The following is a 12459-nucleotide window of genomic DNA, read 5'->3' as shown; positions in this document are numbered from 1 at the left end:
CCAGTCGGCGCAGCGCTTCATCTCGATCCATCCGGGCAATCGCGACGCGGCCTATGGCTATTATCTGGTCGCGCTCGGCTATTACGAGCAGATCCAGGACGTGACGCGCGACCAGAAGATCACGCGTCAGGCGCTGGACGCGCTGGGCGAGCTGACGCGGCGCTATCCTACCAGCCGCTATGCCGCCGACGCGCGGCTGAAGATCGACCTGGTCAACGACCATCTCGCGGGCAAGGAGATGGAGGTCGGCCGCTTCTACGAGACGCGCGGGCAGTGGCTGGCGGCGTCCATGCGGTTCCGGACGGTGATCGACACCTATCAGACGACGACGCACACACCCGAGGCGCTGATGCGACTGACCGAATGCTACCTCAATCTGGGCGTGCCTGAGGAGGCGCAACGGTCGGCGGCGGTGTTGGGGCGGAACTACACCGGCTCGATCTGGTACAAGCAGGCCTACAAGCTGATGCAGGACCATCCGGCGACGCAGCTGGCGGCGGTCGGGCGCGGCGCGCAGGCGGTGCCGCCGGGCACGCCGGGCGCGAAGGCGCTGTCGCTGCCGGGCGATTCGGGTACGACGCGGCCGGGCGCGACGACGGCCGCACCGACCGACGCCGCCGCCGCGCCGACGCCCGCGACCTCGGGACCGGCGACGACCAACAGCGGCACGGCGGGCACGCCCGCGAGCGGCACGACGACGCCATAAGCGCGACACGGCGGCCCTCGTCGCCCTGAATTCACTTCAGGGATGCTGAGACGAGGTCGACATGACGACGGGGCGGCGACGCCGACCCAAGGTGGCAACGCTATTCCGTCTGTAGCGCTGGGCCTTATATCGCACCGATGCTGACCGCGCTTTCCATCCGCGACGTGGTGCTGATCGAGGCGCTCGACCTGCGCTTCGATGCGGGGCTGGGCGTGCTGACGGGAGAGACCGGCGCGGGCAAGTCGATCCTGCTCGACGCGCTGGGGTTGGCGCTGGGCGCGCGCGGCGACAGCGCGCTGGTCCGGCACGGCGCGAGCCAGGCGGTGGTGACCGCCAGCTTCGACCCGCCGGTCGGCGCACTGGCGATGCTCGCCGACAGCGGGCTGGCGATCGAGCCGGGCGAGCCGCTGATCGTACGACGGCTGGTGAAGGCGGACGGCGGCAGTCGCGGCTTCGTCAACGACCAGCCCGCCTCGGCGGCGCTGCTGCGCCAGCTGGCCGAGCATCTGGTCGAGATCCACGGCCAGCACGACGATCGCGGGTTGCTGGCCCCCGCCGGGCATCGCGCGCTGCTCGACGGCTTCGGTCGGGTCGACGCCGCGCCGGTCGCGCGGGCGTGGGAGCAGCTACGGGAAGCGACGGCCGCGCTGGCGGCGGCGCAGGGCGAGATCGCGACCGCGCAGGCGGACCGCGACTGGCTGGACCATGCCGTCGCCGAGCTGGAGGCGCTCTCGCCGGAACCGGGCGAGGAGGAGACGCTCGCCGACCGCCGCCGCATGATGCAGCGCGCGGAGAAGATCGCGGACGACCTGAACGTCGTCGAGGGCCATCTGGAAGGAGCCGAGGGCGGCTTGTCGAAGCTGCGCCAGGCGGCGCGGGTGCTGGAACGGATCGCGGGCGATCACCCCGCGCTGGCCGATGCGCTGGCGGCGGTGGACCGCGCGGTGATCGAGGGCGCCGTCGCCGAGGAGCGGCTACGCGATGCCGCGCGCGAGCTGCAGTTCGACGCGCGCGCGCAGGAGGAAGACGAAGCGCGGCTGTTCGAGCTGCGGGCGATGGCGCGCAAGCATCGGGTGCAGCCCGACGATCTTGCGGCGCTGGCGGGCGAGCTGCGCGGGCGGCTCGACCGGCTGGACGCGGGCGAAGAGGGGCTGGGCGCGTTGGCGGCGGCGGTGACGCGGACGCGCGACGGCTATCGCGCCGCCGCCGACACGCTGACGGCGGCGCGCACCGAGGCCGGCGCACGGCTCGACACGGCGGTGGCGCGCGAGCTGGCGCCGCTCAAGCTGGACGCGGCGAAGTTCCGCACCGCGGTGGCGCCGCTCGGCCCGGAGCAATGGTCGGCGGCAGGCGCGGACCGCGTCGAGTTCGAGATCGCGACCAACCCCGGCGCGCCGTTCGCACCGTTGGTCAAGATCGCGTCGGGCGGCGAGCTGTCGCGCTTCATCCTCGCGCTCAAGGTGGCGCTGGCGGAACGCGGTGCGGTCCGGACGATGGTGTTCGACGAGGTCGATCGCGGCGTCGGCGGCGCGGTGGCGAGCGCGATCGGCGAGCGGCTGCAACGGCTGAGCGAGGGCACGCAGCTGCTGGTCGTGACCCACAGCCCCCAGGTCGCGGCACGCGGGCGCCAGCACCTGTTGATCGCCAAGAGCCACGACGGCACCGTCACCCGCACCGGCGTCCGCGCGCTGGACGAGGCCGAACGCCGCGAGGAGATCGCGCGGATGCTGTCGGGCGCGCAGGTGACGGACGAGGCGCGCGCGCAGGCGGAACGGTTGCTGGAGGCGGCGTGAGTTCGGCGCGCAACGAACGGCTCCTGTGGCGGGCGTCGCGCATCCGCGCTGGCAAGGCGCGCGGGGTCTGGATGCTGATCGCGCAGCATCTTGCCCTACGCGGCGAGACGGAGGCGATGGTGGCGCTGGCGGACCACTACGCGCAGCCGTTTGCGACAAAACTAGGCTACTTTGCCGACCCGTTCAGCGCGTTCGGCCTGTATCGGCGGGCGTATCGACAGGGCAACGGGAACGCCGCCTACAATCTGGCCATGTCGTTCTTCGCCAGGCGGGACATGGCGCGTTACCACTTCTGGCTCCGTCGCGCGGCCAGAGCAGGTGAAACCGATGCCGCCCTGCCGTTCCGGCGGTTCGAACTGCGGCGACCACACGCCGGCGCACGACGCATCGGGCGCATCAGACCCCAGGCGAAGCGCGATGAGCTCGTGTAAGTGAGCGCAAGCGGGCCGTTGGTGCCATCGACATCGCTAAGCAGGTCGCAGCGGCGCGAGGTCCGTATCGGCCTGGCGACGTTGCCGTTCGGCGCAGTGACCCTGGTGGTGTCGGCACTGGCGCTGCCGGCCGTCGTATCGCTGGCGATCGCGGCACCGTTTCGGGGTGGCGTATGGTTCCTGCTATGGGCGCTGCTCGCCGCAATCGTCGCGGTGCGGAACATGCTCGCCGGGATCGCGATCATGGCGGGGTTCGACTGGCGGCCCGCGCCGCTGGTGCTGGCGCGAAGCGGGGCGATCGTGGCGGGGTGGCCGGGGTGGTGGTCCTGAACGCTTGCGGGGCGGCGGCGCCCTCCCCTACCGTTCGCCGATGACGGACCTGCCCACGACCGACGCCGAGGCCGCCGCCGCGCTGGAGGCACTCGCCGCCGAAATCGCGCGGCACAACCGGCTGTATCATACCGACGATGCGCCGGAGATCGACGACGCCGACTTCGACGCGCTGGTGCGGCGTAACGCGGCGATCGAGGCGGCGTTTCCGCAGGCGGTCCGCGCCGACTCGCCCGGCCGACAGGTCGGCGCCGCGCCCGCCGGGCACCTCGCCAAGGTCGCGCATGCGCGTCCGATGATGAGCCTCGACAACGGCTTTTCCGACGAAGAGGTGCGCGACTTCGTGGGGCGGGTTCGGCGCTTCCTGAAGCTTGCCGAGGACGAGCCGGTCGCGCTGACCGCCGAACCGAAGATCGACGGGCTGTCCTGTTCGCTGCGCTATGAGGACGGGCGGCTGGTGCAGGCGCTGACGCGGGGCGACGGCGCGGTCGGCGAGGACGTCACCGCGAACGTCGCGACGATCGACGACATCCCGAAACAGCTCCCCGCCGACGCGCCGACAGTCTTCGAGGTGCGCGGCGAGGTGTATATGGAGAAGGCCGCGTTCGCGGCGCTCAACGCGCGGCTGCTCGCAGACGGCGGCGAGGGCGCGCGGCAGTTCGCCAACCCGCGCAACGCCGCCGCCGGGTCGCTCCGGCAGAAGGATGCGGCCGTTACCGCCAGCCGACCGCTGCGCTTCCTGGCGCATGGCTGGGGCGAGGCGAGCGTGGTGCCGGCGGACACGCAGGCGGGGGTGGTCGATCGCCTGCGCGGCTGGGGCTTTCCGATCGCCGAGGGCTTGTGCCGCTGCGCCGATCTCGACGAGGCACTGGCGCAATACCGCACGATCGAGGCGGCACGCGCCGACCTGCCGTTCGACATCGACGGCGTGGTCTACAAGATCGACCGGCTCGACTGGCAGGCGCGGCTGGGCAGCGTCGGCCGCGCCCCGCGCTGGGCCGTCGCGCACAAGTTTCCGGCGCAGCGCGCGCAGACCACGCTCAACGCGATCGACATCCAGGTCGGGCGCACCGGCAAGCTGACGCCGGTCGCGCGGCTGGCGCCGGTCACCGTCGGCGGCGTCGTCGTCACCAACGCGACGCTGCACAATGCCGACGAGATCGCCCGGTTGGGAGTGCGGCCCGGCGACCGCGTCGTGCTCCAGCGCGCGGGCGACGTGATCCCGCAGATCGTCGAGAACCTGTCGGCCGCCGACGATCGCCCCGCCTTCGTCTTTCCCGATCACTGCCCCGCCTGCGGCAGCGAGGCGGTGGCGGAGGCGGGCGAGGTCGACATCCGCTGCACCGGCGGGTTGATCTGCCCGGCGCAACGGCTGGAACGGCTACGGCATTTCGTCAGCCGGGGGGCGCTCGACATCGACGGGCTGGGGGAAAAGACGCTGGTCGAGCTGATCGAACTCGGCTGGGTGAAGGAGCCGGCCGATCTGTTCGGGCTGGCACCGCACCGCGAGGCGTTGCTGGCGCGCGAAGGGTGGCAGGCGAAGTCGGTCGACGCGCTGCTCGCGGCGATCGAGGCGAAGCGCACGCCCGACGCCGCGCGGCTGCTGTTCGGACTCGGCATCCGCCATATCGGCAGCATCACCGCGCGCGACCTGATGAAGGCGTTTGCGACGCTGCCTGCGTTGCGGGACGCGGCGGCGGCGGTGCGCGGCGGCGATCCCGACGCGCTGCACCGGTTTCAACTGATCGACGGCGTCGGCCCCAGCGTCGTCGCGGCGCTGGGCGACTTCTTTCACGAACCGCACAATCAGGCGCTGTGGGACGACCTGCTCGCACAGGTGTCGCCGCCACCCTTCGTCGTGGAGACCCGCGCATCGGAGGTCAGCGGCAAGATCGTGGTCTTCACCGGCACGCTGGAGACGCTGTCGCGCGACGAGGCGAAGGCGCAGGCGGAGGCGTTGGGCGCGCGGGTGGCGGGGTCGGTGTCGGCGAAGACCGATCTGGTCGTCGCCGGCGCCAATGCGGGCTCGAAGCTGAAAAAGGCGGCGGAGCTGGGCGTGCGGGTGATCGCGGAGGCGGACTGGGCGACGCTGGTGGCGGCGGCGACGGGGTAGCGTCGCCGCGACGGAAACAGCCGGCCGCCGGCTCCCGACCGTGGCTATTTTGCAACGCAGCATGAAGACTCGTGCGTGCGCCCGCCACTACCCTAGCCCGAGTCACGGAAGCGACTTATTACCCTGCCAGGGCGGCCGCATCGGCAGAATGGGCCGCACAAGAATTCCAAGGGGTTGGGAAAAATCATGCGACATCAGTTCCTTCTGGGCGCGGCCGCCGTCGCGCTCGTGATTCCGGCCGCCGCGTCGGCGCAGGAGACCACGTCCTCGATTCGCGGTTCGGTGATGAACGCCGGTGCCCCCGTCGCGGGCGCCACGGTCGTCGCCACCGAGACCGCGTCGGGCACGACGTCGCAGACCACGACCGATGGGTCGGGCACCTTCACGTTCACCGGCCTGCGTCCGGGTGGGCCCTATACGGTGGCGATCACCAGCGCGTCGGGCAACAAGACCGTCACCGACATCTTCACGGTGGTGCAGCAGCCGTTCGAGTTGCCGGTGGAGCTGGCCGCGACGGATGGCGCGGCGGCGAACGGCGCCGAAACCGCCGGCCCCGACATCGTCGTGACCGCCGCCTCCATCCGCGGCGCGGGCACCCGGTCCGACGGGCCGCAGACGGTGCTGACGCAGGCGGACATCCGCCGCGTCGCTTCGGTCAACCGCGACATCCGCGACATCGAGCGTCGCGATCCGCTCGCCAGCCTCGACCTGTCCAACACCCGCGCGGTCAGCTTCGGCGGCGTCAACCCACGCTTCAACCGGTTCACGATCAACGGCGTTCAGGTCGGCGATCAGTTCGGGCTCAACTCCGACGCCAACCCGACCGGGCGCGGGCCGATCCCGTTCGACGCGATCGCGCAGGTCTCGACCTCGTTCGCGCCGTACGACATCCGCCAGGGCAACTTCCAGGGCGTGGCGATCGACACCGTCGTGCTGTCGGGCGACAACGATTTCCACGGCACGGGCTTCTACTCGCAGAGCCGCGACAGCCTGCAGGGCAAGCGCATCGGCTCCAACACGCTGGTGCTGCCGCGCTACAATTCGGAGACCTATGGCGCGACGTTCCGCGGGCCGCTGATCGCCGACAAGCTGTTCTTCATGGTCTCGGCCGAGCGCAACACCGATCCGCGTCCGTTCACCCCGTCCGCCGCGAACCAGGTCGTCGGCCTGTCGCAGGCGACGGTGGACACCGTCACCGGCATCTCCAACAGCGTCTACAACTACAATCCGGGCAGCGTGCTGGCGATCAATCCGCAGAAGGACGAGAAGATCGTCGGGCGGATCGACTGGAACATCACCACCGGCCAGCGGCTGTCGGTGACCTACGTCAACGCCTATGAATCGGCGAACGTCCTGCAGAACACCAACTCCACGTCGGCGACCGCGCCCAGCCTGGGACTTGAATCGGACGCCTATCAGCGCTCCGTGCTGGTGCGCGCGGGGATCGCGCAGCTGAACTCCGACTGGACCGACCAGTTCTCGACCGAGGCGCGGTTCCAGTACAAGTCGCAGCGTACGGGCCAGGACCCGCTGCTCGGCCGCGGCTTCGCACAGTTCCGCGTCTGCACCGATGCGGTCTCGGCGGGATCGGTGACGGCGTGCGGCGTCGGCGTGCCGATCGTCGCCTTCGGCCCGGACATCAGCCGGCAGACCAACGAGTTGTTCAACGACACCTGGGGCGGCTCGCTGCTGGCGCGCTACAATGGCGGCGGTCACGACATCAAGGCGCTGTTCGAGGTCACGGCGAACCGGACCTTCAACTACTTCCTGCAATACTCGTCGGGCGCCTATTATTTCGACTCGATCGCGGACTTCCGCAACAAGTCGGCGTCGACCTTCGACTATGCCAATGCGGTATCGCTCAACACGCGCGACGTGGCGGCGGACTTCCGCTATCAGCAATATTCGTTCGGCCTCCAGGACAACTGGACGATCTCGGACGCGCTGAACATCACCTATGGCTTCCGCTACGACGTCTACGCGCAGCGCTCGCCGATCGCTCCCAACACGGCGTTCTTCAACCGGGTCGGCTTCTTTAACACGCAGACCTACAAGGGCCTGGACAACTTCCAGCCGCGCTTCTCGTTCAACTGGAAGCCGGGCGTGAACTCGCTGCGTATCCGTGGCGGCGCGGGCATCTTCGGCGGCGGGTCGCCGGACATCTATCTGTCCAACAGCTATTCGAACACCGGCGTGCTCTCCAACCGCCTGACCACCGTGACGCGCGCCACCACGGCGGGCGCGACGACGCCGGGCGCGGTGGCCGGCTCGCAGAACACGGCGGTCTGCGCGGCCCCGTTCACGGGCGCCAATGCGGCATTGTGCACGACGGCGCTGAACGGCGTCACCGGCACCAACATTCCCGGCGCTGCCAACACCTTCCTGTCGACCAACACGGCCAGCCTGCTGACCGCACCGGTCAACGCGCTGGCGCAGGACTTCCGCCTGCCGTCGGTGCTGAAGGCGACGCTGTCCGCCGACTACACGCTGTTCGGCTTCAACGTCGGCGCGGACTATATCTACACCGAGACGGTCAGCGGCGTGGCGTTCACCGACGCGCGGTCGATCGTCATCGGCCGGCTGCCCGACGGGCGTCCCCGCTACAATGCGCGCACGCTGTATAACGGCCAGATCGCGACCACGGGGCTGGGCAGCGACACCAACCTCGACACGATCATCTACAACGACGATCGCGGCCGCAGCCATATCGGCGTGGTCCGGTTCCAGAAGGACTTCGACTTCGGCCTGACCTTCGGCGGCAGCTATGCGCGTCAGGACGTGAAGGACGTCAGCCCGGCGACCTCGTCGACCGCGACGTCGAACTACGCCAACGCCGCGATGGCGGACCCGAACTTCGCGTCCTATGGCCGCTCGTCGGACGAGACGACCTGGGCGTTCAAGTACAATGTCGGGTTCGATCACGCCTTCTTCGGCGACTATCGCACCTCGATCCAGCTGTTCGGCGAGACCCGGTCGGGCCGCCGCTACAGCTTCACGATGCAGGATCCGGGCGGCAACCGCTCGCCCGTGTTCGGCACCGTGACCAACATCGGCACCAACGGCAACACGCGCTACCTGTTCTACGTGCCGACCAGCGCGACCGATCCGCTGGTCAGCTATGACTCGGCGGCGACGCAGACGGCGGTCGAGGGGCTGATCGGGCGTACCGCGCTGAAGGACTATCGCGGCCGGATCGCGGCGAAGAACATCGCCCGCAACCGCGCCTTCACCCGCATCGACCTCCATCTGGAGCAGGAACTGCCGACCTTCATCGGCGGCTCGCGCGTGTCGCTGTTCGGCGACATCGAGAACCTGCCCAACCTCATCAACAGCAAGTGGGGCGGGCTGCGCCAGCTCGGTTTCCCGTATCAGTCGGCGGTGGTGCAGGTGCAGTGCCTGAGCGCCCCGGTCGCGACGGGCACGGGCGTGGTGGCGATCGGCACCACGGCGGCGAACAACCCGACCGGCCTGCCGGCAGTCGCCAACACGCTGCCGACCCAGACCTGCGCGCAGTATCGCTATTCGTCGTTCCGCGATCCGCGGGCGTCGGAGGTGCTGCCGAGCGTGTCCAACTCGCTGTACCTGATCCGCATCGGCGCGCGCTTCTCCTTCTAAGGAGGGGGCGCTCCGTCGGAGCCGGAGGGGCTGCCGCTTCCGATCGGAGCGGCGGCCTCTTTTGCGTTCGGCCCGCGCCGCCTATAGCGCGCAGGCCTTGGCCTATCTCGCCCCACCCCCTCACCCCCCGCTCAACGTCCGGCCGTTCTTCGAGGACAAGAGCCGCGCGTTCTGGACATTGCAGGCGATCGGGTGGGGCGGGTATCTGATCGTGCGCGAGGCGGCGTCGATCTCCGGCGGGCCGTCACTCGACGTGGTCGTGCCGGTGCTGGTCGAGGCGATCCTGGGCTATTGCCTGACGCTGCTGCTGTCGACGCTCTACGGATATTACCGCCGGATGCGGCGCGTCGCGGGCGTGGCGCTGACCGTCGCGACCCTGCTGGGCGTGACGCTGCTCTATGCCTTTCTGGTCGCCTTCGCGTTTTCGTTCATCAGCGTGCGGGTGGTGACGCCCGGCGTCAGCCTCGCGTCGTTCGTCTCCGCCTTCTACATCTGTTTTACGGTGCTCGCCGGGTGGTCGGCGCTGTATTTCGGAATCAACTTCTACATCCTGGTCGAGGAGCAGATCGACCAGATGCGCGACCTGGAGGCGCAGGCGTCGTCGGCGCAGCTGGCGATGCTGCGCTATCAGCTCAACCCGCATTTCCTGTTCAACACGCTCAATTCCATCTCGACGCTGGTGCTGTTGAAGCAGACCGACCGCGCCAACGCGATGCTGTCGCGGCTGTCGTCGTTCCTCCGTTACACGCTCGCCAACGAGCCGACCGCGCACGTCACCGTCGCGCAGGAGGTCGATACGCTGAAACTGTATCTGGAGATCGAGAAAATGCGGTTCGAGAGCCGGTTGCGGACCGCGTTCGACATCGATCCCGCCGCGGAGCGTGCCCGCCTGCCCTCGCTGCTGCTCCAGCCCCTGGTCGAGAACGCGATCAAATATGCGGTCACGCCGCAGGAAGAGGGCGCCGATATCTGCGTCAAGGTGCAACTCGCCGGGGAACGGGTGCGGATCGTCGTGTCCGACACCGGCCCCGGCTTGCGCGACGGCGCCTTGCCGGTCAGCCTTTCCACCGGGGTCGGACTGCCCAATATCCGCGAGCGGCTGGTGCAGGCCTATGGCCCGGACCAGCAGCTCACGACCCAATCGATGCCGGCGGGCGGCTTCTCGGTCACGATCGAGTTCCCCTTCCAGCTGGAGGAACTGAAGGAGGCTGCATGATGTCCGCGCAATCTCCCGTTCAGGCGCATCCGCCTAGGGCCGACGCCATTCATCACGAGGCCGCATGACCATTCGAACCATCCTCGTCGACGACGAGCCGCTCGCCATTCAGGGGCTGGAGCTGCGGTTGCAGCAGTTCGACGACGTCGAGATCATCGACAAATGCATCAACGGACGCGAGGCGATCCGCGCGATCAAGACCCACAAGCCCGACCTCGTCTTCCTCGATATACAGATGCCGGGCTTCGACGGATTTTCGGTCGTGCAGGGGCTGATGGAGGTCGAGCCGCCGCTGTTCGTGTTCGTCACCGCCTATTCCGACCATGCGCTGCGGGCGTTCGAGGCGCAGGCGGTCGATTACCTGATGAAGCCGGTCGACGAGTCGAGGCTCGCCGACACGCTCGACCGGGTGCGCCTGCGGTTGAGCGAGAAGCAGAGCGTCGGCGAGGCCGCGATGCTGAAGGACGCGCTGGCCGAGCACGCGCCCGAGGCCGCCGCCGACATGGAGGCCGAGGGTCTCGGCGGCGGTACGGGCGGGGACCCCTCGTCCAATCGGTTCGAGAAGCTCATCAACATCAAGGACCAGGGCCAGATCTTCCGCGTCGACGTCGATACGATCGAGCTGATCGAGGCGGCGGGCGATTACATGGTCATCAAGACCGGCGACAATTCTCTGGTGCTGCGCGAGACGATGAAGGACCTGGAAAAGCGGCTGGACCCACGCCGGTTCCAGCGCGTCCACCGCTCGACCATCGTCAATCTCGATCAGGTCAAGCAGGTGAAGCCGCACACCAACGGCGAATGCTTCCTGGTGCTCAATTCGGGCGGCAGCGTGAAGGTCAGCCGCAGCTATCGCGACGTGGTGGCACGCTTCGTTCACTGAGGATCGGCCCGAGGTCAGTCCTCGGCGGGCTCTTCCTCGGCCGGCCGCTGGAACCACGACTCGACCTCGCCGGCCAGCTTGATCGTGAGAGGCCGGCCCTGACGGTCGACCTTCTTGCCCAACGCCACGCGAATCCAGCCCTCCGAGCGGCTGTATTCCTCGACGTCCTTGCGCTCGACGCCCTTGAAGCGGATGCCGATGCCGCGCTCCAGCGCCGCCTGGTCGAAATGCGGCGAGCGGGGATCGATCGAGAGATGGTCTGGCGGCGTGTCGGTCATGCCTGCGCCTTAACGGCCCTACCGGTCCTTTGCCCACAAAAAACGGCGCGGCAGCCATGAGCCACCGCGCCGCTTCCCCGCGTGACCTCGTCGGATCAGTTGCAGACGCGCACGTCGTAGGGGCGTCCGCTCCAGCGGTCGTACTGGCGCTGGTAATAGCAGCGCGGCTGGTAGTCGTAGTTCGCCCGGTAATCGTCGTAGTAATAGGCGCGCGGCGGGGGCGCGTCGTTGTAATAGCCGCGATCGTAATAACGCCCGCGGTCGTTCGACGCGATCGCCGCGCCGACGCCCAGACCGATGATGCCGCCCAGTACCGCCGCGCCACCGGCGCCGATGCCGCCGCGGTGATGGCCATAGCCGCCACGATAGCCGCGATATTGCGCGTCGGCCGGAGCGGACGCCGCAAACGCACTCGCGGCCATCGCCGTGCCGAGCACTGCCTTCTTGAACAGACCAGTCATGTCGGACCTCCTACACAAAGCTCGGTCGTGCGGGCTGAACGAACACCACCGCGACCTTGTTACCGGTATTGCCCGAGTCGCCCTGAACCGGCACGGAATGGTGCGTTCAACTGGGAGAAAGCTGTGGCGCACTGGCTCATCAAGGGCGAACCCGACAGCTATGGCTGGGAGGACTTGGTGCGCGACGGCGGCACCGAGTGGGACGGCATCCGCAACGCCACCGCCGCGAAGAACCTGCGCGCGATGAAGGTCGGCGACGAGTTGCTGTTCTATCATAGCGGCACGGCGAAGGCGGCGGTCGGCGTGGCGCGGGTCGCACGGGAGGCGCAGGCCGACGGCGACGATGGCCGGTGGGTGTCGGTTCGGGTCGAGCCGGTCCGCCCGCTGCCCGCACCCGTTACGCTGGCCGCGATGAAGGCGAACCCGGCGCTCGCCGAAATGGCGACGATCCGCCAGTCGCGGCTCAGCGTGTCGCCGGTGACCGCGGCGGAGTGGGCCACGGTGCTGGGGCTTGCCACCGCTTAAGCATCGCCGTCGAGGCGCTTGGTCATCACCACGCCCGGTCCCGTGACGCCGCCCTATCTGCGAAGCGGCGTGCGGCCGATCCGCTCGTTGGCGATATCGCGAAACAGG

The 12459-nt window shown here is 69.0% G+C and carries 11 protein-coding genes; 9 read left to right on the top strand and 2 right to left on the bottom strand.

The window, feature by feature from the left end:
* The 8 genes from ACOFKS_RS02005 to ACOFKS_RS01970 all read left to right on the top strand — a co-directional run.
* A partial coding sequence (locus ACOFKS_RS02005) for an outer membrane protein assembly factor BamD (RefSeq protein WP_419807580.1) occupies window positions 1–706 on the top strand: 706 nt, incomplete at its 5' end.
* A gap of 137 nt (window positions 707–843) precedes the next feature.
* Complete coding sequence (gene recN / locus ACOFKS_RS02000) at window positions 844–2499, top strand: DNA repair protein RecN (protein ID WP_419807579.1); 1656 nt, start codon at window positions 844–846, stop codon at window positions 2497–2499.
* Window positions 2496–2930: a hypothetical protein gene (locus tag ACOFKS_RS01995; RefSeq protein WP_419807578.1), complete on the top strand. Its 435-nt coding sequence runs from the start codon at window positions 2496–2498 to the stop codon at window positions 2928–2930. The genes recN and ACOFKS_RS01995 overlap by 4 nt, the downstream gene beginning before the upstream one ends.
* Before the next feature lie 21 nt (window positions 2931–2951).
* Window positions 2952–3260 carry a hypothetical protein gene (locus ACOFKS_RS01990; protein ID WP_419807577.1) on the top strand — a complete coding sequence of 103 codons (309 nt, stop codon included), beginning with the start codon at window positions 2952–2954 and terminating at the stop codon, window positions 3258–3260.
* Between the two features lie 40 nt (window positions 3261–3300).
* Entirely contained in the window at window positions 3301–5373 is a 2073-nt protein-coding gene (gene ligA, locus ACOFKS_RS01985; protein ID WP_419807576.1) for an NAD-dependent DNA ligase LigA, read from the top strand.
* Window positions 5374–5559: 186 nt separating this feature from the next.
* On the top strand, window positions 5560–8988 hold the full coding sequence (locus ACOFKS_RS01980) for a carboxypeptidase regulatory-like domain-containing protein (protein WP_419807575.1): 3429 nt from the start codon (window positions 5560–5562) through the stop codon (window positions 8986–8988).
* 97 nt (window positions 8989–9085) lie between these two features.
* On the top strand, window positions 9086–10204 hold the full coding sequence (locus ACOFKS_RS01975) for a sensor histidine kinase (RefSeq protein WP_419807574.1): 1119 nt from the start codon (window positions 9086–9088) through the stop codon (window positions 10202–10204).
* Between the two features lie 64 nt (window positions 10205–10268).
* Window positions 10269–11087 (top strand): LytR/AlgR family response regulator transcription factor, encoded by an 819-nt coding sequence (locus ACOFKS_RS01970; protein ID WP_419807573.1) that lies wholly within the window; start codon window positions 10269–10271, stop codon window positions 11085–11087.
* A gap of 14 nt (window positions 11088–11101) precedes the next feature.
* On the opposite strand, the gene ACOFKS_RS01965 is transcribed toward ACOFKS_RS01970, so the two are convergent.
* Both ACOFKS_RS01965 and ACOFKS_RS01960 read right to left on the bottom strand, forming a co-directional pair.
* A complete protein-coding gene (locus tag ACOFKS_RS01965) occupies window positions 11102–11365 on the bottom strand; it encodes a DUF3297 family protein (RefSeq protein WP_419807572.1) in 264 nt (87 codons plus the stop codon).
* 95 nt (window positions 11366–11460) lie between these two features.
* On the bottom strand, window positions 11461–11826 hold the full coding sequence (locus ACOFKS_RS01960) for a hypothetical protein (protein WP_419807571.1): 366 nt from the start codon (window positions 11824–11826) through the stop codon (window positions 11461–11463).
* Window positions 11827–11949: 123 nt separating this feature from the next.
* On the opposite strand from ACOFKS_RS01960, the gene ACOFKS_RS01955 reads away from it, so the two are divergent.
* A complete protein-coding gene (locus tag ACOFKS_RS01955; protein ID WP_419807570.1) occupies window positions 11950–12351 on the top strand; it encodes an EVE domain-containing protein in 402 nt (133 codons plus the stop codon).
* Window positions 12352–12459: the final 108 nt, after the last annotated feature.

Origin of the sequence: Sphingomonas sp. (assembly GCF_965200135.1) — a bacterium.
GTDB lineage: Bacteria > Pseudomonadota > Alphaproteobacteria > Sphingomonadales > Sphingomonadaceae > Sphingomonas.
The sequence above is the reverse complement of the archived record's forward strand: the minus strand, read 5'-3'. Positions and strand labels throughout refer to the sequence as shown.

Bases quoted from the DNA above. Each gene is read 5' to 3' on its own strand.
- ACOFKS_RS01965 (WP_419807572.1), bottom strand. From the start codon at position 11,365: ATGACCGACACGCCGCCAGACCATCTCTCGATCGATCCCCGCTCGCCG.
- ACOFKS_RS01980 (WP_419807575.1), top strand. From the start codon at position 5,560: ATGCGACATCAGTTCCTTCTGGGCGCGGCCGCCGTCGCGCTCGTGATT.
- ligA (WP_419807576.1), top strand. From the start codon at position 3,301: ATGACGGACCTGCCCACGACCGACGCCGAGGCCGCCGCCGCGCTGGAG.
- recN (WP_419807579.1), top strand. From the start codon at position 844: ATGCTGACCGCGCTTTCCATCCGCGACGTGGTGCTGATCGAGGCGCTC.
- ACOFKS_RS01960 (WP_419807571.1), bottom strand. From the start codon at position 11,826: ATGACTGGTCTGTTCAAGAAGGCAGTGCTCGGCACGGCGATGGCCGCG.
- ACOFKS_RS01970 (WP_419807573.1), top strand. From the start codon at position 10,269: ATGACCATTCGAACCATCCTCGTCGACGACGAGCCGCTCGCCATTCAG.